We start from the raw sequence: 26,601 nt of genomic DNA, 5'->3' as shown, positions 1-26,601 counted from the left end.
TCGGCCGCTAGCCAGCCTCTTCGATCTCATCGGTGGCGCGCCAGTGCAGCTCGGCGCGCCGCCTCCCCGGCAGCACGTACGACACCGTGCTCTGGATGAGGCACATCGGGTGCTCCACGCCCAGTCGATCGGACGACCGCGCGCATCGGCGTTCTTGGCGAGGTGGGCTAGGACTATCGCCTTGCTCCAACCGTCGAGCGCGCTTGCCTCGAGCGTTGAGGCATCGAGCACCTCGCCAACCCGGAGGACTTCTGAAATACCTTCGCGAACCCACCTCGTGACCTCGACGCTCCATCGTGCATTCGCCAGGTCAGCCGGCTGCGATGACGGTATTGCGCTGCTCCCCCAACTCCGGCGATCCGGGTCTCCAGTTGTACGGGCGTCAGGTAGCGCGGTGGCTCACGAACATGTTCGACACCGCCCAGCGTACCGATGGAGAAGACGTCCCGAGGCACGAACGTGATGAAGGTGGAGACGTAAGCGACCAGCGCCGCCGCGTCGATGACCAGGTCCGCGGTGCTCGCCTTCTGCACGACGTCACCGTTGACGAGCCTTGAGATCGAAGCCCCCGGTTGTCGGCCTCGTCGGCCGTCACCAACCAAGGACCGGCCGGCGTCAACACCTCGAGATGTTGTCGTCAACAGCTTCACAAGCACCCGGCGTGGGGATCACCTGATGAATGCCGACTTCGGCGCGGCCATCATCAGGCTGGCCGACGAGGGACGACCGGTTCCACAAGCTCCTCAACCAGACCAAGGCCCGGCAGCATCCCATCCCACCCCTGGGCCTCAGTGCAGTACCGTCAACTCGGCCGAAGGAATAGGACCGGTCCTGCCTGACGCCCAGCGCTGACCACCGCAAAGCCCCGCTCCGGCGCACCTAGCCGGAGCTGGGCCTCACGCGGTCTGCATTTGGGCTGATCTACCTCCGCGTCTGCGTGCCGGGTGTATCGAGGTAGCGCGTATTGAGTTCAGCTGTTCTGAGCTCCCAGATGTGGTTGAACTGCGCTCCGATCGGCTTGCTGTCCTCGGAAACGTCGAGGCCGACACTGTCGAACAACTCAGCCAGCACCGGAGCAACCTCCGAACGCAGCGTCGCCATGACCTGGACCAGCTCGCGTGCAACGAGGTCGGCGACGAAGTCGAGGCTTGCGCCGCGGGCCGTAAAGATGGCCTTCTCGGGTTCGACATCGAGCTGCAGCTGCGCTAGTAACTCGTGCGCGCCCGGCCAGTTGGCGTCCGGACTTGCGTGGGCGAACTCGCCGAGTGCTCGATTGAGAGCCCTGAGTCGCTTCCAGCCCGCAGTCTCGATCCAGTCCCGAGGTCTCGACTGATCGCGAGACTCCAGAATCAGGGCTTTGTCTGGTCTCTGTCGCCATACCCGAAGCCGCGCCGTCTGCTCGAGAATGCAGCGCAAGATGCTCATCGCGCGATTGTCGTCTTCGAGCCACAACCAGTAGGCCGAGCGAAGCGCCGAGCCGATCAGCGCTGCCGCAGAGGCGGCCTGCGCCGGCTGATGCCAAAACCCCACAAGGGCCGCGGCCTCCGAGAGCATGGCCCACTTTGCCGCGCGCCCGTCTACGGACCAGGGGTCGAACTCTGCTCCGAGGTTCTTACGTTCGAGGTCGAGGATCGCTTGGGCAGCACGGGCACTGCGTGCTCGATGCCAGACGAAGGCAAGCAGAATAGCCTCGTCGTCGGTGTAAAGGCGCCCATGTGGCCTCAGTCCACGCATCACGCCGTCGTAGTCGGAAGCCATCCTGTTCAACTGAGAGATCAACGCAGGGCGTAGTCCCTCGTTCGGCGTGAGCGGCATCAGCGAGATCAGCGGCGGAGCGACGAGACGGGGAGCTCCCGGCGGAAGCTGCGAAGCGATCGGCGCGCCGTCCGACCCGCTGAACCCATCTGGGATCGCCCTCAATTTTGCGAGCATCACCTCGTTGCCGGTCGCATCGGCCACGGCCGCGATCGCGAGGCGTATCTCACGCAGGCAGAGGACAACGGTGTCGGTGATCGCACCGACAGCGATGGTCACGTCGTCGGGCCAACTGTTGGTGTAGAGAAGTCCATCGCTGTCCCAGTTGATGGCACCCTCAAGGTGCCGGCCGTGCATGACCTCGCTGAGAGTCCGGTAGAGCTCGCTGGGACAGATCTCCCCGCCGTCTTGCCTGCGTATGTGGGAGTGGTCGACGGAGGTCGGCGAGAGCTCGACTACGTCCTCGTCGACCGGAAGCACGCCCCCGTTGTCGAACCAGTGCTCGTTGAAGCGATCTTCGGTGCTCCATACCCGCGCCATGTGGTCCACCATCGACTCGCCGTCACGCTGGCCCAAGCCGGCGCTCTGCGCGCGGTGACCGGTCCAACGCTCGAGCTGATTTCGGGCGACCGCAGCCGCGCCCACCACCTGGCCGCACAACAGCAAGCGCGACGCCGCGATGACGCTGTCGATTCCCCACGCCAGATAGTCGGTCCATTTTGGTCCGTACGCGGCGGGGTGCCTGTTCGGGTTCGCGCCGGATCGCAGAAGTAGCTTGTCCAGCGGCATGACGGGCGCCAAGGCCGCGAGAATCGGGCCCCGATAGGCGTCAGACGTCTCAACAAGCCGGTCCATTCGAAGCGTGTAGCGGGCGACCAGCGTCTGCCCCAGTCGCTCCGATCCCAGGGCAGCGATCCGCTCGTACTCGGCGATCCCCGATTTCACCCTGCGCCCTCGCCGATCCGCCTTCTCAGCTTCACGCCGAAGCTCACGAAATGTCGGCTCCCGAGTGCCGTTGCGCAACTCCTGCTTCCTCCGACGAGCCTTGCCCACAGTCATCTCCCCCTGCCCCGCGCATCACGAACGACTGTTGTCCGCGTCGCCTCGTACCGTACGTATCATGACTTTGTCGTGGCGCCTCGACGCCCCACCGAACCTGGTTAAGCTCGTGGTCGGGCGCTGCCTCATCGCGGTCATGGATCACGGCAGCTGGACCGAACTCGGTCTACTCCTCGACACCACGCAGGTGATCGACAACCACCCGCGGCTGCTGCGCTCGCTCCACTTCGGGGACGACGACTACGAAGGTCACGTCCGCAGTCTGGTGCCCGATCTTCTCCATGAGCACCAAGCACCTGAGCCGGACCCATGGAGCCAGGTGACCTCGCCTGCTCCCAAGCCGCTGAGGCTGCACGAACGCTTCCCGAAACTTCAGGACCTTTCGGACTTCCTCTCTTTGCCGGTGTGGCTCGCCGAACACGACGAGAAGCTCTTCGACCGGCTGATGGGTGACGACGGCGCAGCCGCCGCGATGCCCGACGGAACGGTCCTGACTTCCGCCGAGTCTGCCGCAGCACGCCTCGGTGTGGGCGAGATGCGCCGGCAGGTCGAGCGGATCCGCCGCGATCACTCCGGTGATCCGGAGGCTGCCATCGGACAGGCGAAGGACCTCATCGAGACTGTGTGTAAGACCATTCTCGGCATGACCGGTTCATCCGGTGGCGGACCAGTGAAGTTCCCCGCGCTGGTCAAGCGGACTCTTCTCCACCTCGGGATCGACCCCAGCCAGGTAAGTTCGGACGACGCCATCGAGGCCCGTGGCGCTCAACAGATCCTCGGCGGCGTGTCCAACATCCTTCACGGCGCCGACGAACTACGCAATGCACGAGGCACCGGCCACGGCCGTAGCGGATCGCCACTCGTCAACGAGGCGTTGGCTCGTCTCGCCGTTGGTGCGGTGCTGCCTGCAGTCGTCTACCTCATCGAAATCTACGAGGCCCACACCAGGGCCACGCCCCCAGCGACCTCGATCACTCTCCCCGCGTCTGCTCTGTCCGCGACGTTCACCCCCGGAACGATCGTGCGTCACGAAACCTTCGGCGAGGGGCAGATCAAGGCCTTGACCGGTCAAGCTACGAAGCAGGTAGCCGAGGTTGACTTCGGAACCGACATCGGCGTGAAGCGGTTGCTGGTTCACTATGCCAACCTGACACGCGTGGTCTGACGAGTTCCTCGGACGCAGGCACCAGACACGGTGCGTCATGCACACGTTCGACGGTGGGTACGCAGCCGGTCGTACTGACCGCTGTCCAGAACCACCGATCCTCTTCGGCCCAACCCGCGCACCTACCTGACCGGCAGCCAGAGGATCTCCACCGCGGCTCCTTTCGATTCGCTACTTCGAGAGCCCGACCACCCCGCTGCTTAGGGCCTGGCTCCCCATTCTCGTGGCCGTCGGCGCAGCTCGGTCAGAGTTTGAACCGAAGGCGCACACCGTTCCCGACGAAACGGAACTTCGCCCTGCTGTCGCGCCGGAACGGATTCGGCAGCATCAGCACGCGCGGTTGCAGCGACAAGACGTCCTCGACGATCAGGAGCCTCCAACGGTCGTTCCTGGCGTACTCCTGGGCACAGGCGACCTCACTCTCGCCCAGCTCGATCGTGCCCGCGTCCCCGGTGGTGGCCTTGACCTCGTACATGACCGAGCCATGTCGGCGAGCGACCTCGAAGTCGTACCCAAGGCTGTCGTCACCGAGGGCACCTTCGAACGCCAGCGCGACGTTGGTCGACTTCCAGCAGGTCTCGTCGACCGGGGAGCGATCTTTGGCCTGCAGCCAGTAGAAGGCAGTCAGCTCGCCGGCGAGACCGATCGCTTGGCGCTGCGTGTCCGAGAGCCGGGCCGGCGGCCCGCTCATGAGACCGCCGCCGGACGACCGCTTGCGATCTCGCCCCGTCTCAGCAAGAACCTGCAGATTGGTCACTCGGTATGGCGTACCGAGACTAGTTGGTGCCGCCTTGAGATTCGCTTCGATTTTCTCCACGAACGCCGTCATCCGCAGGTCCAGGTCCACGACCTCGCCGTGTACCTCTATCTGCCGATCGGCGCGCAGCTTCGCGTCACGGACCGCCTGCTGCTCTGTGACGAGACTGGCGAGGTCAGTCTCGGACAGGCCGAGGTCGTCAAGTGCGGTGCTTCTGGGCATCTCGCTTGGCCACAGGTCGACGTGCCTCAGCCAGGTGACCAGCATTTCGCCGTCGAGAACGACGAACTCCAGCGCACCCACGCGCTCGAGGGCGCTCCGCGCGGTCTCGGCGAACTCGTCGCCCGGCGCCACGACAGCGCCGGCCGATGCCGTACCGGTCTGCTGGCCACGCTTCCAGGCGTTGATCAACCGAGCGATGTCGACTAGCCGCTCGCGCAGGTGCCGGCCGTTGGCATCGCGGATCCGGGTCCAGTCCTCCAGCACCGGGCTGAGCGGGCGAGGACCGAACGCCTGCTCCATCTGTTCGTCGATCCGGCCGTCGACGACGGTCGGATCGAGCTCGTCCAGCGTGCTGCCCCACCCCGCGTCGGGTGTCAAGAACCCTAGCTCGCGGATCTGCGCCCAGTCGGGCTGGTCTTCGCCGGCCTCGAACTTCGGGTATCGCCGTTCGCGGGCCCAGTTGATCAGTTCGCCCCGCCGCTGACTGCGGCGAAGATCGAACTCCTCGCGCTGTTCGGCAGTGTTATCGATCAGGTGTGCGCCCGGGAAGTACCGGGCGAGGACGTCGTTGTACTGGCTGAGCGGAATCGAGAGCTCACGCCGCAACGCGTCAGCGTCACGCGCGTGCGTGGCCGCTTCGACGAGCTCACCCGCCCTGGCGGCATCTCCTGCGAAGAGCCGCGTCAGACCGTCGTTCAGATCCTCCCGGGTCTGGACCACGTCATCGTCGAGGGCATCCAGCGCCACGTCACCGAACAGGCAGACGGCAGCAGGACGCACTCTGGCGACGAGCCCAGCCGCCGCCCCGTAAACGCGCGTCCGGGTCTCTTCGACGTGGACTGCCTGGATTCCCAGGGCCTCCGCGATGTCCGCGGTTTCCGGCGGATCCACATCTGCGTTCCCGGCAGGCGCTAGCCGTCCGATGCTGAGGGACAACTCAGCGGTGAATCGCTTCTGGTCCACCAACTCCAGCGCTGCCTCTGTGACCGTTCCGAGCTGGTCCCACGTCAGCGGAGTTCCCAGCTTCTCCACGAGAAGCGTTGGCTGCTCACCTGGTAACGGCAGCACCCCGCGCAGACGTCGCGGCAACGCCTCCGTCCCGCGCGGTGTTAGTACAGAGATGTCGGCGCACCGCACGAGTCGGATCCGGCTGAACTCGTCGAGGATGCGCTCGAGCTGCCGCCCGATCCGCAAGCCGGGCGTCCTTGGGAACAGCATCGTGCACGCGACCACGAGCGGGAGCCAGGGGAGTTCGGCACACAGTCCCTGGTCGGCCTGTGACGGCAGCCATGCTTCGCCGTCGGCGAGCACCTCCACCTTCCAGTCCGTGGCGACCTCCACGTCCTCGTGCCAGTGGGGAATCAGGACCGCCTTGGCGACCTCACGCATGCGGCTGACGTCGTGGCTGTCGACGCTCACCACCGGCCATCCGAGTTCACGGACCAGCCGCGTTGTCGTCGACTGGTCGGCGACCCCGGCGACAAACACCCGCTCCTCGCCGGCGTTCTCACGATCAAGGAGCTCGAGACGACCGGCCCGATCGACGAGCAGACCCTCCTGAAGCTGCGGAGCGTCGCGCACCTGAGGGTCGCCCACCTGTGCCCAAGCGCGGGACAACCCGGACCTGAAGTGCTCGGCCGAGGATTCAGGGATCTCTCCTGCCGCGAACAGCTCACTGAGGTGCGCGACGAGTTCTACCGCATACTCTGCGGCTCCCCAAGTCAGCACCTCCAGTCGACCAGGTCTCCGGGTCGCCGCTGGCAGCGACTCGATCATCCGGCGCAGGCCCGGCTCGACCAACGGCGAGTACGTGGTGGCCAGCTGATCCTCGGGGCCCACGACCCAGCACGCGTTCGGAGGGCCGAACTCCAGCGTGGTCTGGTGAGGTCCCATCGTCGGCACCCACCGCTGATGCCGGACAAAGCTGGCCAGCGGGGTCGGGACCCGGGTCTCGAAGCCTCCCGGAGACTGACGTCTCCAGATCGATTCCCAGTGCTTGCGTTCGAGCTTGGGCAGCGTGCGCACAACCATTCGTGCGTAACGGCTGCGCAAGCCCGCAGGCAGCAGCCGCACCTCGTGCTGCCCCAGGAACCAGTACCAGAGGTCGCCCGACTGGAACTTCGTCTCCGGATGGTTGCGGTTGCCGGTGGTCTGCACCCCTTCGACCCACTGCTCCACGACGCCGCGTGGAATCCGCTCAGGAGCCTTCTCACCGGCAATCGTCCGAGCCACCAGGTGGCGCCCCTGAATGGAACGCGGGTCGGAAGACTCCAGGACCGGCAGGCCCTCGATCACTAGAAGGATCTTGAGAAAATCCGTCCACTTCGCCGTGTCCGGGACCGACGACTCCGAGGGGAACGCAGCTGGTTCAGCGATCAGCAGCGATCGGAGCTGAAGCAGCTCGGGCGTCTGCTCGCTCGCGGCGGCCGCAAGGGCGCTCAGGTCAGCGGCCCCTGCGACCGGCCACGGATCGCCGAACAGCGCGCTCGCCGCGTCGATCCACTCCCCCCGCTGGTTCGGAACCCGCAGGCCGACCGCGGCGAGCTCTCTGGCGTGCCGGTCAGGTTGGTTGGCAAAGAGCCGGAACGCGAACTCGAGGGCGTCGCGCTGAACCCGGTCCGCTGTCGTGCTCTGGATCACGCGGCCCAAGAGCCCCAGCAGACGCTCGGTACGGAAGGGCTGAACGAGTCTCTCGTTCTCGAGGAACGCGCGGCCCGCGCGGCGGTTGGGGCCGTCGTACCAGGACAAGTTCGGGTGCATGAAGACGATCCATGCCTCCATCGACCTCGGCGGCTGGATCTGCGATGCGACGTCGGGATCGTCGTCAGTGGTCGTGCCAGACTGCAACGAGTCGTCCGAGAAGTCCTCGGCGGCCTCTCGGTCAGTGGCACCTCTCGGTGAGAAAAACGCGGAGCGTCGACGCCTGCGTCGCCCGCTCCCACCCGGTTCGGTCTCGGCCTTCTCGTTGCACGGTGCGAGCCTGCCCTCCGCGGTGAGCAGGATCCGCTTCCCGGCCAACGCCTCTCCCTCGCGGAACAGGTCGCTCAGTTCGTCGTAGAAGGTCGCCCACCGCTCCATGTCCGTGCCGTCGGCAAGCATCGCGTCAGCCACGGACTCGACCCACTCCGCCAGCTGATCCGGCATCGGTGTGAGTGAAATGCCGATCCCCGCGGCGAACAGGGACGCGCTGTGTGTCCGCGCAGGATCGAGACGCCGCGGGTCGATGATGCGCGCTTCCGTCCGGATGGCGACGGCCGCGGCGTCGATGACCGTCGTCTCCGGCCACTCCCACCTGCAGGTTGCCGCCAGGGCCGTCCACTCGCCGCCCACGGTCGGTAGTCTGACGAACTCCTCCAAGCCGAGCCCGCTGGTCCCTTCGCAGGCCTCGCGGAGGACGTCGAGGTCGCTGCCCCAGGCGAGCAGGTCGACGACAGCGTTCGCGTCGGCGTCTCGTTCGATGACACCCGCCGCGGACTCCAGGCACAGTTCGGCTACACAGGACAGCAGCAGGCGGTTGACAGGCTGTTCGCGGTCGAGTCCCACCCGGGCGAAGTCCGTGACGAACGGGGCGTTCACATGTCCTGTGAACGGCGACTTGGCGTCCGCGCCCATCGGCAGGTACGTGAAGGCGTGCCCGTTCGCCGCTGCCGGCCCGTCGCCGATCGCGATGCTGACCTGGGCGTCGGCGTCCCAGCTCAACCACTGCCCGTCCAGTGCGCCCTCGTCGACGGAGGCCTGCAGCGCCGCTCGCAGCCGCTCGGGTGGAACCTGCTTCTGGAAGAAGCGATAGCTTTCGTCGTCGTTCAGGACGACGCACGCGAAGTCACCGGTGTCGATCTGGCGCCGAGTGAGCTCGGTCCGTCCGGCAGCGGCAGAAGGACTGATCGACAGCGTCTCGACACGCTCGAGGAAGAGCATGATCGGGGAGTCCGCGTTCAGCAGCCGCTGGATCCGCTCCGTGATCTCCTCCGCGGCCCGGGCACTGTTCGCGGGAAGTCTGAGCACTGTCACGTAACCCTCGCGACGCAGCTCCTGCACCCGGTCAGGGATCGTATCGAGAGGAACAGTCAGCTCGCGAGCTACGCTTTCCTCGTCGACGACGGAGAATTCACCGGCCTCGGCGCCCTCTTGGCGGACGCGGACTTCACTCTGAACGGCGCGACGAACCACGGCAGCGACGCGATCGAGAAGTTCGCAGGCGAAACCCTCCAGGTCCACAGCGACGGCACACCCAGGACACGTCACGTCTCGACGAATCTCATCGTCGAGGTCGACGACGAGGCGGGGGTTGCGACATCGCGTTCCTACTTCACCGTCTTCCAGGCACTGGACGACTTCCCGCTCCAGCCGATCGCCGCCGGCCGCTACCGCGACCGCTTCGAGCGCCGCGAGGGACAGTGGCGATTCACCCATCGCGACGTCACCACCGACTTTCACGGTGACACCAGCCATCACGTCAAGCCAAGGCCCGACGCCTCCTAGGCGTCCACGATCGGCAAAGGTCAGCCCTTCGCGTTCATCTCGTCGCGCCACGCGAGCCAGTCACGGATCACACCGAGGTCGAAACCGGGAGCCGTAGCGGTGAGCGTGAACAGCCGGGTGCCGAGGTCGTACAGGGCCTTGCCTGCCTCCTCGGGAGTCCTGAGCGGCGCCTCGGGGTTCGGGTCGCTCACGGCCGCGGAACGCTCGATCTCGCCGGGGTCGCGGCCGATGGCCGCGCAGTGCGCGTCCAGTACGTCGTGCTTGCGGGCGATCGTCTCGGCGTCGCCGAAGCTGTGCCAGATCGTCGCGTGGCGGGCGACGAGCTTCAGCGTCTTCTTCTCACCACCACCGCCGATCAGGACCGGCTGAGACCGAGCTCGCTCAGGTCCCGGACGGCTGCGTGCCAGGTCCAGCCGTCAGCCTCGAGCAGGCGCGCGTCGCGCTCGCTCAAGGGATCCGCACCCGGCCGTCGTCATCCGCACGGACCTCACCACAAACTCCACAGCTCCTTCACCCAACGCAACTGCTGCCACGCTTCAGCGACCACCGCCGCGCATTTCGCGAAGCGCCGCGTCAGCAGCCACGACTTCCTTGTAGAACTGCCGGTGCACCTTGTACTCGCGATCGAGACGGATCCGGTGGTACAGACCCTTCGGCTCATCGAACGCGACATCGCGGGGACCACGAACAGCCTGCCCACCGCGCACCACCAAGATCGCGCGGTCGGTGACAACGACTGTCCACGGAACGGTGAAGATCCACCCCCCGGTCACTGCGATGAAGGCGGTCTGGATCTGTTCGCCGGGCTCTAGATGCGGCGCGGCCTGTTCACCGAAGAGCTTGACTCGACGTTCCTGGTAGCCCACTGAGAACTCCTCCAAAGGCAATGGGCTGATCAGCCTATCCACCCCACCGGGTCCCAGAACGCGTCGACATACTCGAGCATCTTCAGGCGCGCCTCGTGCTGGACCGCCAGATCTTCCGGCCCGAGCTTCGCCAGCGCCGCCTGGTCCAGCGGAATGAACACCTTGCACAACTCGATCGCCATCTGCAGGGCGGCCAGGTCAAGTGGGCCGCTGCGGCCGCTGATCGCTGTTTTCGTTGCGATGGTGGGCCTGGTCCATGGAGGTGCGGGGCGCGCCGTTGATCTTGAGCGTCTGGGAGAGAACGGACAGCTGAGCCGGATGGTAGTGATCGCCGATCGCTCGCTGAACTGTCCGCATTGCCGGCGAGGTCGTCGGCAGGTCGAGGTTGATCACCCGTATCAGGTCAGAACGCCCCACGGACAGGGCGCGCATGTGCCCGGCCAGTTCCTCGGCGAGAACATGCTGCTGGCTGATGTCGGCGTCGACGGACAGGTTGTCGAAAGCTGCGACGGCGGCGTGTTCACCGTACGGCCGAGCCGGACTGGTACTGCAAAGGCGGCAGAACCGGCCGCTTACGAAGCGACCACGGGAAGGTCGGATCCGGCACGGCAAGGGCGACCAGTGGCGTGTGGTCGGGGTCGATCCCGACGCCGCGACCACCGACGAGTACCTGCGCCGGCTCACCGCGACCACCGGCGCCAGCTCGGTTGGTTGCCGTACCCGGCCCACCGGAGTGCCCGCGCCGACTCGTCCACCTTTCCCGCCGGCAACGTTGCCGGAACCAGATCGGGCCTTCGGGTGCGCTACGACGGCCTTGCAGCCACTCACCCGGCCGCCTCTCGTCGGCTGTCAGCGGTGTCAGCGAGGCCAGCCACAGACACCGCTCGAGGTTCGTTTCAGTCTGGGCCGTCGGGGGAATCGGAGGGGGATGCCAAACATGCGACAGAGCGAGCTGGGGCGCTATCTCGTGGTGGCCGTCGCGATGCGGGTGGCCAACGACGGTGCCGTGGTCGGGTTCGCTCTGCTGACCTTCGAGGTGCTGCCGTCTACTGCTCAGCCTGCGACGATCGCCGGCTTGGTGGTCGCCGCCCTGATCGCGCCTCATCTGGCCGGACCGTGGATCGCGCGGATGCTGGCGAAGTGGCGCGATACCCGGCCACTGCTGACGGCCGTTTTCGCCGGTTACGGCGTTTGTGTCGCCGTTGCCACCATCATGCTCGGATCGACACCGAGTGTGTTCCCGATCGTGGCGGCGCTGGTGGCGGGATGCGCCGGACCTTTCCTCGGCGGCGGGCTGACCAGTCGGCTACCCAAGGAAGCCACGCGAGCACTTGCGCTGGACAGCGCGACCTGGGGGATCGCCACTGCTGCGGGGCCGGCGACGGCGGCAGCACTGGCGCTGACCGTCGGCGCGCGGCCCGCACTGCTGATTTTCGCCGGTACGGCGGTGCTGGCCGGTGTTCTCGTCCTCGCGCTCCCCGCAGTCACCGAGCCGCGGACCGACGCGCCAGTCCCAAGGACGGGCGAGGTGGTGCGCCTGGTGAGCCGAACCCGGCCGCTCATTCGTGCGGTGACCGCTGCCGGCGTGGCCGGACTGGGCATGGGAACGCTACGAGTCGCAGCTCCGCTGATGAGTCTGGAGCTCGGTCGCGGCTCGGCGCACGGTGGTGTTCTCATCGCCTTGTACGGCGTCGGCAGTCTCGTGGGAAGTCTGCTGATCGCTGCCCGACCGTTCAGGGTCAGGCCCGATCGCGCGGCGGGCATCTGCTTGGCGGTAATGGCCTTCGCTGTCGCCGGAGCCGCCGGCGCGTCGTCCTATCTCCTGGTGCAGGCGTCGTTCATCGTCCTCGGCCTCGCGAACGGGCCGTTCCTCGCCGCCACCCTCACCGCTTGCGTCCAGAACACCCCGGCGGAGGCACGCGCTCAGGTTCTGATCCTCAGCTCCAGCCTGCGGGTTCCCACTGCCGCCGCGGGAGGAGTCCTCGCCGGGTTCGCAGGCGGCGCAGGTGGCCGGCCCATCCTCCTCGCGGCATCCATCGCCTTGGTCCTCGCCGGCGCCGCGGCAAGCTTCCTCCGCCCGGTCGCGCCACCACCGCCGGCCTGCCCCGACGCCGAACCCGCCTGAGACCCAGGTTGTTCCGCCACCTGATCCCACCGCTGACTCAGTCGTCATCAGCCCAGGCCCTTTTCAGGGAAGAACCATCTCAAGATCGCGGTTTACGCGGACCAATGGCTGCAGCCCGGAACTCTGGCTGTCGACGACTTCCGCAGCTGCAACAACCTGCTGTCCTCCGGCAGCGAGCACTTCGACTCCAGTCTGCTCTGAGGCCTCGGATCGGAACTGCAGAATCGAAGTCGGGGTACCGGAGCGGCTCTACCGCGACTCCTCCCCACCCGATCGTCGCGATGATCGCCGACCCGCTGCGCACAGCCCAGCGCGCAGGACGCGCTGCCACAGACGTCGGCCCGGTCCGCGAAGCCGACACCCTCGTGACCGTCGCGATCGGTCTGGGCGCCGAGTTCCTGGTCGGCACCCGCGACAGCACCTCCGCGGCCGAGCCGGTCGACTACCACCTCGACCGGCTACTCAACCCACCCGACTGACTCATCTCCCCCTCACCAGGCTGCTGCGCACCGCGTGGACACGGTTCACCGGGTCGGGGGAGTTCTCGGTGGTGAGGCTGAGGCGGCGACTCGGCCTCAGGCGGACCTCGCCGTAGCGGGCGATGTGGGTCCAGAACAGCGGGTGAGGCCGCGCTGGTCGACGGCGGTGAGTCGTCCGGTCCGCTGGTCATCGGCGAGCACGTCTTGCACCACCAAGGTGTTCACGTACACCCGCGCTGTTGCAGGACCCGCAGGCACAGCACGGACAGTTCTTGTTCGCCGCGACGATTGGAGGCGGTGTCGCCGCCCTTGCCGAACAAGATCACGCTGTTCCCGCCGTTGCACGACTCGACCACGTTCAGCACCTCGTGGACCTGGCCACATCATCGGCCCGGCCACCGACAGTTCTGCTTGTGTCAGCCTGGCGCGGCTTCGGGGTATTGGTACGACGCACTGAACCCCGAGAGCTGGAGGAAGCGATGAGCGAGACGGAGCCGACCAGGAACAGCGGCAAGGACTCAGGTGATTCACCCTCGGGCTCGACGGCGGCAGTCGCCTTCACCCAGATCCGCTTTGCCACTCCCGTCCCAGCGCACATCAGCCATACGTCTGCCGGAGCAGTTGCTACTCCGCCCGGCCGGCCCGGATCATCGCGCGATAGAGGGCGGAAGGCGCCGGAGCATCGGCCAGCGCCGAGAGTTCGCCGCCGGGAGCGGCATAAGCGCGGAGCATCTGTCCGACCAGTCGGCGCCAGGCGTCCGGAGCGGCGTCGGCGGTCGCAGCGACGACACCGGCGTTGGCCATCAGCAGGATGACCACGTCCTCGGACGTGAAGTCGTCGCGGAGCCGGCCGACCGCCTTGGCACGGGAGATCAGCTCGACCAGGCCGTGATACGCCTCGTCACGACGGGATTCGAGGGCCCTGGCAGCAGGAAACGTCATCGTCAGTACGTCGGCGAAGCCGCGGTCCGCGGCCTGCATCGCGCAGACGTTCTCGATGTACGACGTGAAGCCGTGCCACGGGTCGGCGTCGGCCAGGGCTTCGGCGACCGCGGCGGCGTACCCGTCCATGCGATCGGCGAACACCGCGGTGACGAGCTCCTCCCGGGTGGCGAAACGGCGGGCGAGCGTCGCCTTGCCGACCCCTGCCTCGCGGGCAACGGACGCCATCGAGATCCCCAGCCCCTCGCGGGCGTAGAGCCGGCGGGCCGCGGCCAGGATGCGGTCGCGGTTGCGCTCGGCATCGGCCCGCAGGCCCGGCTCGGCAGTGGTCATGAACCCCATCCTACCCAAGTGGAACGGCATGCCCAGTTGTGTTGCTACGCTGACACCAACAAACGGGCACCACGTTCCACTTAGCTGAAGGTGATGGTCATGCGTGCTGTAACGCTCGACTCCGTTCCCGCCGCCCCCGCGGTCGCAGAGATCCCCACTCCCCGTCCGGAGGCCGGCGAGCTCCTGATCAAGATCGCCGCCTCGTCCGTGAACGGCTTCGACGCCGCTACCGCGGCCGGCTACCTCGAAGGCATGATGGAACACCGCTATCCGCTCGTCCTGGGCAAGGACTTCGCCGGCACCGTCGAAGCCCTCGGCGAGGGCGTGGACAGCTTCGCGGTGGGCGACGCGGTCTTCGGCGTCGTGATGAAACCGTTCCTGGGCACCGGATCCCTCGCCGAGTACCTCACAGTGCCGGCCGCTTCCGGCATCGCCCGGATCCCAGCGGACCTGGACGTCCGCGACGCGGGCGCGTTGGGCCTGGCAGGAGCAGCCGCGCTGGACAGCGTGAACGCCCTGGCTCTGGCAACGGACGAGACCCTGCTGATCTCCGGCGCCACCGGCGGAGTGGGCGCGTTGGCCGTACAGTTGGCCGCTGCGCGGGGCGCGACGGTGATCGCGACCGCTCGCCCCGGGGCCGAGGCCGAGTTCGTGAGCGCGCTGACCGGTGCGACGGTCCACGTGGTCGACTACACCAACGACCTCGAGACCCAGGTGCGGGAGATCTCCCCCGACGGCGTCGACGCGATCCTCCACCTGGCCGGCGACGGCGCCCAGCTCACCGGGCTCCTGCGCCCCGGCGGCCGCATCGCCTCCACCCTCGGACTCGGCCAGGACGCCGTCGAGCGCGACGACGTCACGGCCCACGCGGTGATGGCCGACGCCAACCCGCAGACCCTGTCCGCTCTGGCCGCCGAGGTCGCCGCGGGCAGGTTGCGCGTACCGGTGACCACGACCTATCCGGTGGACCAGGCCGCCGACGCGTTCGCCGCCTTCGGCGCCGGCGCCCTCGGCAAACTCGCCGTCACCTTCTGACCGTCGTTGCCGCGCACAACTACCAACGGAGAATCGTGCCCACTCTCGCAATCGTCGGCGCCGGATCCGGCCTGGGGCTGGCCATCGCCCGCACCTTCGGCGGTCACGGCTTCGACGTCGCCCTGATCGCCCGCACCAAGACCACCCTCGACACACTCGTCGGCCGGCTCGCCCAAGAGGGCATCACCGCGGCCTCCTTTCCCGCGGACGTTATGGACCGTCCGTCCCTCACCGATGCCCTCGAAACAGCAAAGACCCACTTCGGCACCGTCGACGTCCTCGAGTACTCCCCCGCTCCGCACTCACCGGTGCCCGGGCTCAGCATCGCCGTACCGAGCGAGGTGACGGTCGAGAACCTCCAGCCACAGATCGAATACAACCTGTACGGCGCTGTCACCGCCGCCCGCGTCGTCCTACCGGCCATGCGCGAGGCAGGAGCCGGCACGCTGCTCTTCACCACCGGCGGTGGCTCGGTCAACCCGATCCCGATGCTCGGCAACGTCAACGCGGCGGCAGGGGCCTTGCGCAACTGGGTCCTCAACCTGCACAACGAACTGCAAGGCAGCGGTCTGTACGCCGCACACGTCGCGATCAGCACCTGGATCGGCGGCAACGGCCCCGAAGGCATCCCGTCCGCCGACCCCGAACAGATCGCCCCGCTGTACTGGGACCTGTACGAAAGCCGCGACCTGCCGGAGCTCGTCTTCACCGGCTGACGAGAAACCCGACTACGAGAAGCTCGCCACGATCAGCGCCCTCGACGAGCCGCGACGCGACGTCGTTCCAGCATGTGTCCGAGAGCGATGAGAGCCAGAGATGGCAGGGCGATCACGGCTTGGGGGAACCTGTCGGTTCTGGGAGGATCGACGGCGGCCGACCCTGGGTAGGCGAGCGCGGAGATCTGGGTCAGCCAGTAGAGGCTGGCAAGCGTCGCAGCAGCGTCGAGTGCAGCCTGGTCGTCGCTCGGCCGCATCCACAGGTGGTAGAGGCTGGTCGCCCCGAGAGCCAGACCGAGGCTCATGGTCTGGGCATTGTGGAACTTGGCGTGCGGTGGCCAGGCCGGATTGTGGATGTGGGTCTCGTTCCAGTCGGCGATGTAGGGGCCGGCCGCTGTGGCGGTCGCGGCGAGGGAGATCAAGATCCGGCCGACGCTGAAGTGGTGATTCACGGTTGCTCCTTCCGGGAAACAGGTCAGCTCGCCCAGGCGAGGTAGCCGTCCGGGCGGATCAGAAGGCTGTGCCGGGGCGGACGGGTCGCTCGAACCGCGGTAACGGGGCCGGGCCACGGCTGGTGGCGCGTGGCGGAGCGCCCGGGGACGAAGACGAATCGTCCACCGCGGAGGGCTTCGTACAGACGCGCGCCGCCGGCCAACTGCAGATCGGGGACCCGATGTCCCACGCTGGGATGCGCGTCCGCCGGTGCCGGGTAGTGGATGTCCAGTCCGGTCATCCGGGCGGCGATGCGAGCCGGCAGACGGAGACGGTCGGACACTCCGCCCAGGCGCAGCGCCCGTAGCGCACGCCGAGGGGCGGAACCGGTCATCGCGATCCGCATCAGCCCGCCGCTGTTCTTCAGCACTTGGCTGCCGACCGGGTGCCGCTCGCGCTGGTACCCGTCCAGTACGTCGTCGGTCGCGCCGTAACCGTGGACGGCGGCGGCCAGTCGCCACGAGAGATTGGCGGCGTCCTGGAGGCCGGTGTTCATTCCCTGACCGCCTGCGGGAGTGTGCACGTGCGCGGCATCCCCCATCAGGAACGCCCGGCCGATCCGGTAACGCGCGACCTGCCGCTCGTCGCTCTCGATGCGAGACAGCCAACGCGGCGAGTGCATGCCGTAGTCGGTGCCGAACACCCGCCGGGCCATCGCCTTGATCTCGTCCAGCTCCAGTGCGGCGCCCGGCGGGCGCTGATCATCGCGGTTCCACGCGATCACCCGGTGCCAGCCATCGCCGAAGGGCACGTGGAAAGCAAATCCCCCCGGGCCAGCGTCGGAACGCATGGCTGATCGGGCCGGCTCGGCGAAACGGACGTCGGCGAGCATCATGGACTGGACGATCTGCTCGCCCGGGAACGGCTCACCGAGCGCGCGGCGAATCGTGGAATGAGCCCCGTCGGCACCGACCAGGTAGCGGGCTCGCCATCGGCCTGGCTGCCCGGAGCTCGCGCCGGTGACCACCTCCACGCCGGTTTCGGACTGGCTCACCTTCGTGACCTCGCTGCTCCAGACGATCCGCGCGCCCGCTCTCTCGGCTCGCTCGCGCAGCGCAGCCTCGGTCCGGAACTGGGGCGTGAGCAGGAAGTACGGGAACCGGGTCGGCAGGACGGACACATCGACCCACAGCTTGCGGTACAGCCGCATCTCGGTGATCGTGCTTCCGGTCGCGGCCAGCTCGTCGGCCAGCCCTCTGGCGTCCAACTCCTCCAACGTGCGCGGCGTGACGACGAACGCCCGGGTCAGATTCGACTCCCCGTCGGCGCGACGGTCGAGCACGGTCACCGCGACTCCGGCCTCGGCGAGATCTCCGGCCAGCAGCAGTCCGGTCGGCCCGGCACCCACCACCAAGACATCGGTCGACTCCACAACCATTACCTCCGTTGTCAACAGGTGTTTCGTCTCTGTATGACGCTAGATCGCTTTAACAAAAGTGTCAACGCGCGTTTCGCGATACATTCGTTGACATGACTGAGCACCGTAGTTACCACGGCTCGGACGCCGTCCGACAAGCGATCGCCACCGCGGCCCGCGAGTGCTTCGCCGCCGACGGTTACGAGAAGGCGACCATTCGCGGCATCGCGGCCGCTGCCGGCGTCGATCCGGCGATGGTGATGCGGCACTTCGGCAACAAGGCGGCGCTCTTCACCGCGGTCGCCGACTTCGAGCTACGTCTTCCGGATCTCGCCGACGCGCCACCGGCCACCCTCGGCCTGCGACTGGCAGAGCACTTCGTCCTGCGTTGGAAACAGGACGACGCTTTCACCGCACTGTTGCGGGCCTCCGCGACCCACGAAGTCGCCGCGGACCGAGTTCGAGAGATCTTCCACCAGCAGATCGCCTTGATCACGGCTCGCCACGGCCCTGACCTCGACTCGGCCCCGGCCCGCGCCGGCATGATTGCCGGCCAGGTCCTCGGAGTCGCGCTGTGCCGCTACGTCCTGCGGCTTCCCCCGCTGGCGACGATGCCCGACGACGAACTCACCGCCTGGCTCGGCGACACCCTCCAGCGCTACCTGATGGCACCGATCCCGTCGCCTGCCTGACCTGACCCATCGTTGCCGCGTTTCACCAGCAACGGAGCATCGCGCTCAGCGGAGCCTCCAGACCGGAGCACGTTTCTGCTGGAAGGCGGCAACGCCTTCCTTGAGGTCGGCCGTGGTGAAGGCCAGGGCCAGTTGGGAGCGAAGTGCTCCGAGTGCGTCGGGCAGGCTCAGGTCCCGGGTCGCGTTGATCGCGTCCTTGCCCATCCGCATCAGCAGCGGGGACTTGCCGGCCACTCGGTGGGCCCACTCCCGCACCGTCCGGTCGAAGTCCTCAGCGGGTACGACGGCGTTCACGATGTTGAGCCGCTGTGCCTCGGTGGCGTCGATCAGCTCGCCGAGCATCATCAGCTCGTTGGCCTTCATCCGGTCGACGGTGCGGAAGATCAGCGCCGAGATCATGAACGGGAACACGCCGACGTTGATCTCCGGGCACCCGAAGCGGACCCCGTCCTTGGCGATGACCAGGTCACAGGCCAGCGCCAACCCGAAGGCTCCCGCGAGAACATCCCCGCCGGCCGCGCAGATCACCGGCTTGCCGAGCCCGCCGATGGTCTCGTACAGCCGCGGAAAGCGATCCAGACCGTGATACTTGGCAAGCGTCGGGCTTTCGTCGGCGAATGCCTTGAGGTCGCCACCCGCCGAGAAGATCCGCTCGTGCGAGGTACCGAGCACGACAACCCGTACGGCGTCGTCGGAACCCGCCCGCTCGAGCGCCGACAGCAGGTCGTCGAGCATCTCGTCACTCAGCGCGTTCCGGGTTTCCGGCGCGTTCAATGTGAGGAAGACCGCTCCGGCATCATCTACCTCGTACCGCACTCGATCATTCATGAAGCTTCCTCCGACAGGACCACTTTGCCGAACGCGGTTCCGCTCTCCAGGTAGGTGTGGGCGGCCCCCGCCTCCTCCAGCGGAAACGTCCGGTCGACCACTGGAGGCCGGACCTTGCGCTCGGCCATCAAACGCAGCAGACCGGCGAAGTCACGGGGGCTTCCCATCGTGGTTCCGAGCAGATCGAACTGACCGAAGTAGAAGGGCCGAATGTCCAGCCTGGCTTGGTCATCCCGAGAAGCCCCGAGTACGACGAGCCGTCCGCCCGGCCGCAAGGCCTCGATCGACCCACGCCAACTTCCCACCGAATCCAGCACCACATCGAATCCCCGCCCGCCCGGGCTGAACTCCTTGGCCGTCGCGGGCCACCCCGGCTCGTCGTACCTGACGCCGTCCACGGCACCGAGCTCGCGAGCACGCTCGATCTTCTCGGTCGAGGAGGAGGTGACGACGACCTTGCACCCGATGGCTGCCGCGAGCGAGACCGCCATGGTGGCGACCCCACCGCCGGCACCGAGCACCAGCAGAGACTCCCCCGCCTGCAGCCTGCCCCGCGTGAACAAGGCCCGATATGTCGTCAGCCCGACGAGCGGCAGCGCCGCGGCCTCCAGCCACGACAGCCCGCCTGGTTTGGCGACGACGCACTCAGCCGGAACGAGAACAGCCTCGGCATAGGTCCCGGGCCTGCTGTCCCCGAGAATCTCCCATCGTCGGCCCGGCGCGGACTCGTCATCGCCCCACCACAAGGAGGGAATCACCAGAACCTCGTGGCCGGTACCGGCCACGATCCCAGCACCGTCAGCACCCGGCACGTGAGGCAACGGCGATCCGTAGTTCCCCTGCCGGACCAGTACGTCGTGCCAGTTGAGAGCCGTCGCCTCGAGCCGAACGACCACCCATCCCGTTGCCGGGACCGGATCGGCCCGCTCCTCGACCCGCAGCACCTCCGGCCCGCCGAACTCCCGCTGCACCACCGCGCGCACGCCGGTCAGCCCGCCGTCACAGAAGTTGCCAGCAGCAACCGCCTGACCTCGGCCGCCGCCTCCAGCGCCTCGTCCACCGACGCGGCGACCGGGACGAGCGTGAGGTGCACGGCACCGGCCGCCAGATATGGGGCGAGCTGCTCCGCGACCGCCTCCGGGGTCCCCGCCGCCGTCACGTGCTCGAACTTCGCGGCGGGCAGCCGGTACAGAGACTCCATCCGCGCACCGAGCAGCTCGCGCGCCCGCCCACCGTCCGAGGCGAAGCCGCACCACATGCTCAGCCCGAACCAACTCGGAGACCGGCCATCGACCGCGGCACGAATCCGCCGCACCGTGTCCTGGTAGCGCCGGGGCGAGCAGAAGATCCCCAACCAGCCGTCACCGATGGCTGCGGTACGGCGAACAGCCGCGTCCCCCGATCCGCCGATGACGATCGGTACCCGCGGTACAGGCGCCGGAAGGATGCGCGCTTCGCTGAGCGTGAAGAACTCTCCGCGATGGTCGACACTCTCGCCCGTCGCCAACCGTCGCAGCACCTCCAGGGTCTCGTCGAGCCGCCGCCCGCGGGTCTTGGGATCGACCCCGGCGTTGGAGATCTCGCTGCGGTCCTCACCTCCGGCACCGACCCCGAGGACGAGCCGGCCGGGGGCGAGCTGCGAGATCGTCGACAACATGCGCGCCGTCGCGACCGGATGCCGCAGACCGGCCAGGTAGACACCGACGAGTACGTCGAGCGTGTCCTCGGCGCACAAGGCCGCGGTCGCCGACACCAATCCGTCGAACCCGATTCCGCCGTGAAAGCTGAGGTGGTCCCCGAAAGTCACGTGGTCGAGGCCCGCCTCCGCCACCCGTCCCAGCAGATGCCGCCGCCCTACCGGGTCCGCGGTCAGCAAGGCCTCCTGGATCGAGATCCCCAGCTTCACCGCGCCGCCGTCCGGCCCATCATCGCCGTCGCGATGATCCGCTTCTGGATGCCTGCGGTACCGTCGGCGATCAGGTAGCTCGCGACATCGCGATAGCGCTGCTGCAGCGGCAGTTCGATCGAGTAGCCGAGGTTCCCGAACGTCACGAGGGCGGCCTCGATCGCGTCCTTGGCGACGATCGGCGGCCACCACTTCGACATCGCGGCGTACTGCGTGTGCTGGGCGCCGGATTCCCGCGTCCACAGCGATCGATAGCACAACCAGCGAGCCGCCTCCAGGTACGTCGCGTGCTCGGCCAGCGGAAAGGACACTCCCTGGAAGGCGGCCAGCGGTCGTCCGAAGGCCTCGCGCTCGACCGCCCACGCCGCCGCTTCGTCGATGCTGGCCTGCGCTGCACCGAGGCAGAGCAGTCCCAGCGCCGGCCGGCTGAAGTCGAAATGCCTCATCGCTCCCGCGAAGCCGCGGCCGGCCGCGCCGACCAGGCCGTCGTCCGGCACGAAGACGTCTTCGAACGACAGACCGCCCCAACACAACGGCAGCGCGCCCATCCCCGGCGTAGGCGTCCGGCCGACGCCGGGACTACCGAGATCCATCGCGAAGCAGCTGATCCCGTCGTGACCCCTGGACCCGGGCTCACGTGCGTAGACCAGGCCGACCGCGGCCGAGGTCGCGTGGGTGATCGCGATCTTCTCGCCGTTCAGCACCCAGCCCCCGGCCACCTTCTTCGCCTCGGTCCGCAGCGCGGCGACGTCGGATCCACCCGCAGGTTCGGTCACGGCGATGGCTGCCACGACCTCGCCGGCGATCAGTCTCGGCAGCCAGGCTTGGACGACGGCCTGCCGGCCGCCCCACGCGAGCTGCCCGGCGACCAGTCCGACCTGAACGGGCGCCGCGGCGACGTTCACATCGCCGTACGCCAGGGCTTCGGTCGCGAGTCCAAGAGTGATCGGGTCGGGTTCACCGGAGCCGCCGTACTCCTCGGGCAGGCCGATGCCGAGCACACCGAGGTCGGCGAGCTGCCGATGGGCCTCGAACGAGAACTCGGCCCGCGCGGCCCGCTCCCGGTACCGCGGCGCAAGCTCGGTCTCCGCGAACTTTCGCAGCTGCCGACGGAAGTCCTCCTGCTCGGCGCTGAAGGCGAACGACAGCATCTCTCAGCGTCCCAGCTGCTTCCTGACAAAGGTCAGCACGTCTCCGATGACCTCGTCCTTGTTGGTCTCGTTCAGGATCTCGTGCTTTGCGCCTTCGTACATCTTCTGCTCCAGCGAGCTCCCGGCCAGGTGCTCGAACGCCTTCACCGTCACGTCGTACGGCGCGAGCGGGTCGAGCTCACCGTGCAGCCACAGCGTCGGCAGATCGCCGAACGACGGCCCCTCGGCGACCTGGCTCACCGACGCGAAGACCGAGTTCAGCGTCTTCCGGGTCAGCGGGCCGTGGTGAACGAGCGGGTCGGCCAGGTAGTCCTCGCCCGTCGCGGGATCACGCGAGAGCATCCCGGGGTCGATCGGGATGCTGGGCATCGGATCCATCGCCAGAAGACCCTCGAACGCCGGGTTGCCACCGACGAAAGGATCCGTGAGGACCAGAACGGTCAGCTCGCCCGGGTACAACTGGACGAACCGGGTCGAGATGAGACCGCCCAGCGAGTGCCCGATCAGCACGAGCGGCAGGCCCGGGTGGTCGGCCCGCATCCGGTCCACCACCAGGTGCAGATCCCGGACCATCACGTCGACGTCCTCGATCTCCATCCGGTCACCATCGGACTTGCCGTGCCCGTGGTGGTCGCCCGCGTAGACCACCGCGTCGTCGCCGACCAGCCGTTGCGCCAGGTGGACGTAGCGGCCACTGTGCTCGCCGATGCCGTGAGCCAGCACGACCGAGTACGCCGGCTCAGCCGCACCCCAGACCCGGACGTGGATCGCTCCGGTCTCACCTTCGAGTTCGAGGCTCGTTTCCGTCATCTCGGCACCTCCAGGACTGGTCGGATCATGGCAAGATCATGGTTCGCAAAGTCGATAATAACAATGGTTCGACCAAAAGTACTCAGGCGGCCGTGACGATTGCCGAGCCCCGGCAGCATTGCTACTGTGCGAATGGTCAGGCCATTTCCGGTACGCAGTCGAGGAAGGACACCCGTTCGATGGAGGACTTCACCGATGTCACCTATGAGGTCGACAACGGTCTGGCGTGGATCACCATCAACCGGCCCGAGCGCTACAACTCTTTTCGGGCCCGGACTGTCGACGAACTGGTCTTCAGCTTCAAGCGTGCCTGGGGCAGCGACGAGGTCGGTGCCATCGCGCTCACCGGGGCCGGGGACAAGGCGTTCTGCACCGGCGGCGACCAGAAACAGCGCAAGGAGACCGGCGACTACGGTCCGTCCGCCAGCGGGTTGTTCGAGATCGACTCCCTGCACCGCGTGATCCGCGACGTCCCGAAGCCGACCATTGCCGCGGTCAACGGGTTCGCGATCGGCGGCGGCCACGTGCTCCACCTGCTCTGCGACCTGACCATCGCCGTCGAGTCGGCCAGGTTCGGCCAGAACGGCCCACGGGTCGGATCGTTCGACGCCGGGTTCGGCACTGGCCTGATGGCGCGGGCGATCGGCGAGAAGCGAGCCCGCGAGATCTGGTTCCTGTGCCGCCAGTACTCCGCGGAGCAGGCCGTCGAGTGGGGCCTGGCCAACAAGGTCGTCCCGGCCGGTCAACTGCACGCTGAGGTCAGGGCGTGGGCGGACGAGATTCTGAAGCTCTCCCCCACCGCGCTGAAGGTGATCAAGCAGTCCTTCAACACCGACACCGAGCACTTCGCCGGGATCGGCCAACTCGCCTACTCCAGCCTGAAGATGTTCGGCGAGACCGAGGAAGCGAACGAGGGCATCACCGCCTTCAACGAGAAACGTGCTCCCGACTTCTCGCCCTACCGCGGAAACTGACCGATGCCGTCGCCGTACGCCGCGAATCTCCTGCAGGACAAGCGGATCCTCATCACCGGCGGCGGCACCGGCCTCGGTCGCGGCGTCGCCAGTCACCTGGCCGAGCACGGCGCCGAGGTGCATCTGTGGGGCCGCCGGGGAGGAGTCCTCCGCGAGGCTGCCGAGGAGGCGTCCGGCGGCCGGGTCCACTTCCAGACCGTCGACGTGCGCGACTACGACCAGGTTGACGCCGCGATGGACGCGATCTGGACCGGCCACGGGCCGCTCACAGGCGTCGTCAACAACGCCGCCGCCAACTTCGTCGCTCGCACCGAGGAGCTCAGCCCGGGTGGCTTCGCGGCGATCTCCGGCACGGTGATGGCCGGCTCGTTCCACACGACCCTTGCCGCAGGCAAGCGATGGATCGCGGCCGGTCTGCCGGGAAGCGTCGTCTCCACCCTGGCCACCTGGGTCTGGACGGGTTCGGCGTACGTCGTCCCGTCCGCGATGGCGAAGGCGGCGGTGCACGCGATGACGATGTCGCTCGCGGTCGAGTGGGCGCATCACGGCATCCGGCTGAACGCCGTCGCACCCGGACCGATCCCGACGGACTTCGCCTGGGAGGTCCTGAACCCGGCCGGCGCGAACGCGGTCGGTGCCACCCAGGTCGAGCAGATCCCGGCCGGGCGGGCCGGCACGGTGGAGGAGCTGGCGAACCTCACGATGTTCCTGCTGTCGGACGCCTGCGACTACCTGACCGGCCAGACCATCGCGATGGACGGCGGCCAGATGCTCGCGGGCCCGGCGACGTTCGCCGGGCTGACCTCGCTCACGGACACGGACTGGGCGGAGATCAAAGACCGTGCCCGGTCAGCGACCGCGGCGAGCAAGGCTCAGCGCTCGGTCTGAAGGTTCAGCAACGCCTGACCGCGGTTCTCCAGCTCCAGTGCCGCGGCGTACGACGTGATCTCCTGGTTGCGCTGGATCGCCCGCTTCGCGAGCCGTACGCCGGCCGCTGGGTTCGCCGCGATCTGCTGAGCCGTCGCCACCGCCTCGTCGAACAGTGAGGCCGTCGGGATCAGCCGGTTCGCGAGCCCGATCGCCACCGCTTCCTCGGCTCCGACGACCCGGCCGGTGTAACCGATCTCGGCCGCTCGCCCCGAGCCGACCAGCCGGGTCAGGTTGTACGACGTACCGAGCTCCCCCATCGACAGACCGACCCGCACGAACGCCGTGCTGAACTTCGCCGTGGGAGCCGCCAGCCGGATGTCGGCCGCCAGCGCGAGCGCCAGCCCGCCGCCGGTCGCCGGTCCGTGAATCGCCGCGATCACCGGGAACGGGAGATGCCGCAGCGCCTGGATCCCGCCGGTCGCGATCTCCTGGAATCTGAGGAACTCCAGCGTTCCCATCCGGGTGATCACGTCCACCTCGTCGAGATCGAACCCGGCGCAGAAGGCGCGCTCCCCAGCTCCGGTCAGAATCAGGGCACGCATCGACGTGTCCCGTAGCGCGAGGGCGACCAGACCGTGCTCGGTGAACATCCGGACTGTCTGGGAGTTCATCCGTTCCGGCCGGTTGATCCGCAGTACGCCGATCTCGCCGGGCAGCACCTCGAAGGTCAGTGTTTCCAGTTGCGGGAAGTCCACAGTTCAGCGCCCGGTGAAGACGGGCGGCCGCGACTCCTTGAAGGCGGCCAGCGCCTCCGGCATGTCCGAGCCACGGGTCAGCAGCGCCTGGCCACGGTTCTCCAGCTCCAGCGCTGCCGCGTACGACGAGATCTCCAGGTTTGCCTGCAGCGCCCGTTTCGACAGCTGCACTCCGCCCGGCGAGTTCGTCACGATCGCCGCCGCCAGATCGAGGGCGTCGCCGAGCAGCTGGTCCGGATCGCTCACCGCGTTCACCAGGCCCAGCCGGTGCGCCTCGTCGGCGTCGACGTTCCGGCCGGTGAAGCAGATCTCGCTCGTCGCGGCCGGCCCGATCAGGCGGGTCAGCAGCCAGGACGCACCGAGGTCGCCCGCCGACAGACCGACCCGGATGAAGGCCGCGTTGAACTTCGCGGCACTCGACGCCAGCCGGATGTCGGCCGCGAGGGCCAGCGACATTCCGCCACCCGCTGCCGGACCGTTGATTGCGGCAACAACCGGTACACGCATCGACCGCACAGCGAGCAACGAGCGAGCGCCACGTTCCTGCAGGGACAGCATACCCAGCGGACCGAGGTCGGCGAGCTTGCCGGCCTCGGCGAGGTCGTAGCCCGCGCAGAAGGCCTTGCCCTGACCGGTGAGGACCATGACCCGGCAGGCGTCCTCGCCGTCGAGGCCGAGCGCCACCTGCTCGAGCTCGGCGAACATCGTTTCGGTCATCGCGTTGTAGCGCTCCGGCCGGTTGAGCGTGACGACGACGACTCCCGGCGCCTGCTCCGCCAGCACCAGCGTCTCGTACCGCGCTTTCAGGCTCTCCATCGGGCAACTCCTGT

General features: G+C 67.7%; 27 protein-coding genes and 1 pseudogene. 9 read left to right on the top strand and 19 right to left on the bottom strand.

Annotation, left to right across the window (positions count from 1 at the left end):
* Positions 1–173: 173 nt before the first annotated feature.
* Both ACLQ2O_RS11345 and ACLQ2O_RS11340 read right to left on the bottom strand, forming a co-directional pair.
* The gene (locus ACLQ2O_RS11345; RefSeq protein WP_425830942.1) at positions 174–650 is read right to left on the bottom strand and encodes a fumarylacetoacetate hydrolase family protein; all 477 of its coding nucleotides are present in this window, start codon (positions 648–650) and stop codon (positions 174–176) included.
* A 271-nt stretch (positions 651–921) separates the two neighbouring features.
* Entirely contained in the window at positions 922–2,814 is a 1,893-nt protein-coding gene (locus ACLQ2O_RS11340; protein WP_425830099.1) for a hypothetical protein, read from the bottom strand.
* A 61-nt stretch (positions 2,815–2,875) separates the two neighbouring features.
* Between ACLQ2O_RS11340 and ACLQ2O_RS11335 the strand changes: the two genes are divergently transcribed.
* Positions 2,876–3,979, top strand: coding sequence for an abortive infection family protein (locus ACLQ2O_RS11335; protein WP_425830097.1), 1,104 nt, complete (start codon positions 2,876–2,878; stop codon positions 3,977–3,979).
* A 244-nt stretch (positions 3,980–4,223) separates the two neighbouring features.
* Here the strand turns inward: ACLQ2O_RS11335 and ACLQ2O_RS11330 are convergent, their stop codons facing one another.
* Positions 4,224–8,288, bottom strand: coding sequence for a protein NO VEIN domain-containing protein (locus ACLQ2O_RS11330; RefSeq protein WP_425830095.1), 4,065 nt, complete (start codon positions 8,286–8,288; stop codon positions 4,224–4,226).
* A gap of 300 nt (positions 8,289–8,588) precedes the next feature.
* On the opposite strand from ACLQ2O_RS11330, the gene ACLQ2O_RS11325 reads away from it, so the two are divergent.
* The gene (locus tag ACLQ2O_RS11325; RefSeq protein ID WP_425830093.1) at positions 8,589–9,440 is read left to right on the top strand and encodes a nuclear transport factor 2 family protein; all 852 of its coding nucleotides are present in this window, start codon (positions 8,589–8,591) and stop codon (positions 9,438–9,440) included.
* Positions 9,441–9,460: 20 nt separating this feature from the next.
* Here the strand turns inward: ACLQ2O_RS11325 and ACLQ2O_RS11320 are convergent, their stop codons facing one another.
* The 5 genes and pseudogenes from ACLQ2O_RS11320 to ACLQ2O_RS11300 form a co-directional block, all read right to left on the bottom strand.
* On the bottom strand, positions 9,461–9,631 hold the full coding sequence (locus tag ACLQ2O_RS11320; RefSeq protein ID WP_425830091.1) for a hypothetical protein: 171 nt from the start codon (positions 9,629–9,631) through the stop codon (positions 9,461–9,463).
* A gap of 57 nt (positions 9,632–9,688) precedes the next feature.
* Positions 9,689–9,796 (bottom strand): annotated as a pseudogene (locus ACLQ2O_RS11315) (LLM class F420-dependent oxidoreductase); the annotation flags it as partial.
* Positions 9,797–9,976: 180 nt separating this feature from the next.
* A complete protein-coding gene (locus tag ACLQ2O_RS11310; RefSeq protein WP_425830089.1) occupies positions 9,977–10,306 on the bottom strand; it encodes a hypothetical protein in 330 nt (109 codons plus the stop codon).
* A gap of 29 nt (positions 10,307–10,335) precedes the next feature.
* Positions 10,336–10,488 carry a hypothetical protein gene (locus ACLQ2O_RS11305; protein ID WP_425830087.1) on the bottom strand — a complete coding sequence of 51 codons (153 nt, stop codon included), beginning with the start codon at positions 10,486–10,488 and terminating at the stop codon, positions 10,336–10,338.
* Between the two features lie 16 nt (positions 10,489–10,504).
* A complete protein-coding gene (locus ACLQ2O_RS11300) occupies positions 10,505–10,999 on the bottom strand; it encodes a hypothetical protein (RefSeq protein ID WP_425830085.1) in 495 nt (164 codons plus the stop codon).
* 244 nt (positions 11,000–11,243) lie between these two features.
* On the opposite strand from ACLQ2O_RS11300, the gene ACLQ2O_RS11295 reads away from it, so the two are divergent.
* Both ACLQ2O_RS11295 and ACLQ2O_RS11290 read left to right on the top strand, forming a co-directional pair.
* Entirely contained in the window at positions 11,244–12,431 is a 1,188-nt protein-coding gene (locus tag ACLQ2O_RS11295; RefSeq protein ID WP_425830083.1) for an MFS transporter, read from the top strand.
* A 281-nt stretch (positions 12,432–12,712) separates the two neighbouring features.
* Positions 12,713–12,910 carry a hypothetical protein gene (locus tag ACLQ2O_RS11290; RefSeq protein ID WP_425830081.1) on the top strand — a complete coding sequence of 66 codons (198 nt, stop codon included), beginning with the start codon at positions 12,713–12,715 and terminating at the stop codon, positions 12,908–12,910.
* A gap of 221 nt (positions 12,911–13,131) precedes the next feature.
* On the opposite strand, the gene ACLQ2O_RS11285 is transcribed toward ACLQ2O_RS11290, so the two are convergent.
* A complete protein-coding gene (locus tag ACLQ2O_RS11285) occupies positions 13,132–13,275 on the bottom strand; it encodes a Tn3 family transposase (RefSeq protein ID WP_425830079.1) in 144 nt (47 codons plus the stop codon).
* Between the two features lie 259 nt (positions 13,276–13,534).
* The gene (locus ACLQ2O_RS11280) at positions 13,535–14,185 is read right to left on the bottom strand and encodes a TetR/AcrR family transcriptional regulator (RefSeq protein ID WP_425830077.1); all 651 of its coding nucleotides are present in this window, start codon (positions 14,183–14,185) and stop codon (positions 13,535–13,537) included.
* Between the two features lie 99 nt (positions 14,186–14,284).
* On the opposite strand from ACLQ2O_RS11280, the gene ACLQ2O_RS11275 reads away from it, so the two are divergent.
* Together ACLQ2O_RS11275 and ACLQ2O_RS11270 are read left to right on the top strand one after the other, a co-directional pair.
* Entirely contained in the window at positions 14,285–15,220 is a 936-nt protein-coding gene (locus ACLQ2O_RS11275; protein WP_425830075.1) for an NADP-dependent oxidoreductase, read from the top strand.
* Between the two features lie 35 nt (positions 15,221–15,255).
* On the top strand, positions 15,256–15,936 hold the full coding sequence (locus ACLQ2O_RS11270) for an SDR family NAD(P)-dependent oxidoreductase (RefSeq protein WP_425830073.1): 681 nt from the start codon (positions 15,256–15,258) through the stop codon (positions 15,934–15,936).
* Between the two features lie 32 nt (positions 15,937–15,968).
* On the opposite strand, the gene ACLQ2O_RS11265 is transcribed toward ACLQ2O_RS11270, so the two are convergent.
* The gene (locus ACLQ2O_RS11265) at positions 15,969–16,388 is read right to left on the bottom strand and encodes a DUF6640 family protein (RefSeq protein WP_425830071.1); all 420 of its coding nucleotides are present in this window, start codon (positions 16,386–16,388) and stop codon (positions 15,969–15,971) included.
* A gap of 23 nt (positions 16,389–16,411) precedes the next feature.
* A complete protein-coding gene (locus tag ACLQ2O_RS11260; RefSeq protein ID WP_425830069.1) occupies positions 16,412–17,800 on the bottom strand; it encodes an FAD-dependent monooxygenase in 1,389 nt (462 codons plus the stop codon).
* Positions 17,801–17,898: 98 nt separating this feature from the next.
* On the opposite strand from ACLQ2O_RS11260, the gene ACLQ2O_RS11255 reads away from it, so the two are divergent.
* Positions 17,899–18,477 (top strand): TetR family transcriptional regulator, encoded by a 579-nt coding sequence (locus ACLQ2O_RS11255; RefSeq protein ID WP_425830067.1) that lies wholly within the window; start codon positions 17,899–17,901, stop codon positions 18,475–18,477.
* A 45-nt stretch (positions 18,478–18,522) separates the two neighbouring features.
* On the opposite strand, the gene ACLQ2O_RS11250 is transcribed toward ACLQ2O_RS11255, so the two are convergent.
* The 5 genes from ACLQ2O_RS11250 to ACLQ2O_RS11230 are packed head-to-tail and all read right to left on the bottom strand — an operon-like array spanning position 18,523 to position 23,172.
* The gene (locus ACLQ2O_RS11250; protein WP_425830065.1) at positions 18,523–19,305 is read right to left on the bottom strand and encodes an enoyl-CoA hydratase/isomerase family protein; all 783 of its coding nucleotides are present in this window, start codon (positions 19,303–19,305) and stop codon (positions 18,523–18,525) included.
* Positions 19,302–20,288, bottom strand: coding sequence for a quinone oxidoreductase family protein (locus ACLQ2O_RS11245; RefSeq protein ID WP_425830063.1), 987 nt, complete (start codon positions 20,286–20,288; stop codon positions 19,302–19,304). The genes ACLQ2O_RS11250 and ACLQ2O_RS11245 overlap by 4 nt, the downstream gene beginning before the upstream one ends.
* A gap of 5 nt (positions 20,289–20,293) precedes the next feature.
* Complete coding sequence (locus ACLQ2O_RS11240; protein ID WP_425830061.1) at positions 20,294–21,211, bottom strand: LLM class flavin-dependent oxidoreductase; 918 nt, start codon at positions 21,209–21,211, stop codon at positions 20,294–20,296.
* A complete protein-coding gene (locus tag ACLQ2O_RS11235; protein ID WP_425830059.1) occupies positions 21,208–22,362 on the bottom strand; it encodes an acyl-CoA dehydrogenase family protein in 1,155 nt (384 codons plus the stop codon). Before ACLQ2O_RS11235 ends, ACLQ2O_RS11240 begins: the two co-directional genes overlap by 4 nt.
* Before the next feature lie 3 nt (positions 22,363–22,365).
* Complete coding sequence (locus tag ACLQ2O_RS11230; protein ID WP_425830057.1) at positions 22,366–23,172, bottom strand: lysophospholipase; 807 nt, start codon at positions 23,170–23,172, stop codon at positions 22,366–22,368.
* 179 nt (positions 23,173–23,351) lie between these two features.
* Here ACLQ2O_RS11230 and ACLQ2O_RS11225 point away from each other — a divergent pair, with 179 nt between their 5' ends.
* A complete protein-coding gene (locus tag ACLQ2O_RS11225) occupies positions 23,352–24,146 on the top strand; it encodes an enoyl-CoA hydratase-related protein (RefSeq protein ID WP_425830055.1) in 795 nt (264 codons plus the stop codon).
* A gap of 3 nt (positions 24,147–24,149) precedes the next feature.
* Entirely contained in the window at positions 24,150–25,034 is an 885-nt protein-coding gene (locus tag ACLQ2O_RS11220; RefSeq protein ID WP_425830053.1) for an SDR family oxidoreductase, read from the top strand.
* On the opposite strand, the gene ACLQ2O_RS11215 is transcribed toward ACLQ2O_RS11220, so the two are convergent.
* Positions 25,019–25,771 carry an enoyl-CoA hydratase/isomerase family protein gene (locus ACLQ2O_RS11215; RefSeq protein WP_425830051.1) on the bottom strand — a complete coding sequence of 251 codons (753 nt, stop codon included), beginning with the start codon at positions 25,769–25,771 and terminating at the stop codon, positions 25,019–25,021. The two genes, ACLQ2O_RS11220 and ACLQ2O_RS11215, sit on opposite strands and share 16 nt — an antisense overlap.
* A 3-nt stretch (positions 25,772–25,774) precedes the next feature.
* Positions 25,775–26,587 (bottom strand): enoyl-CoA hydratase/isomerase family protein, encoded by an 813-nt coding sequence (locus tag ACLQ2O_RS11210; protein WP_425830049.1) that lies wholly within the window; start codon positions 26,585–26,587, stop codon positions 25,775–25,777.
* Positions 26,588–26,601: the final 14 nt, after the last annotated feature.

The sequence above is a fragment of the Kribbella sp. DT2 genome (assembly GCF_049844575.1).
GTDB lineage: Bacteria > Actinomycetota > Actinomycetes > Propionibacteriales > Kribbellaceae > Kribbella.
This window is presented reverse-complemented; position numbering and strand designations above follow the sequence as displayed.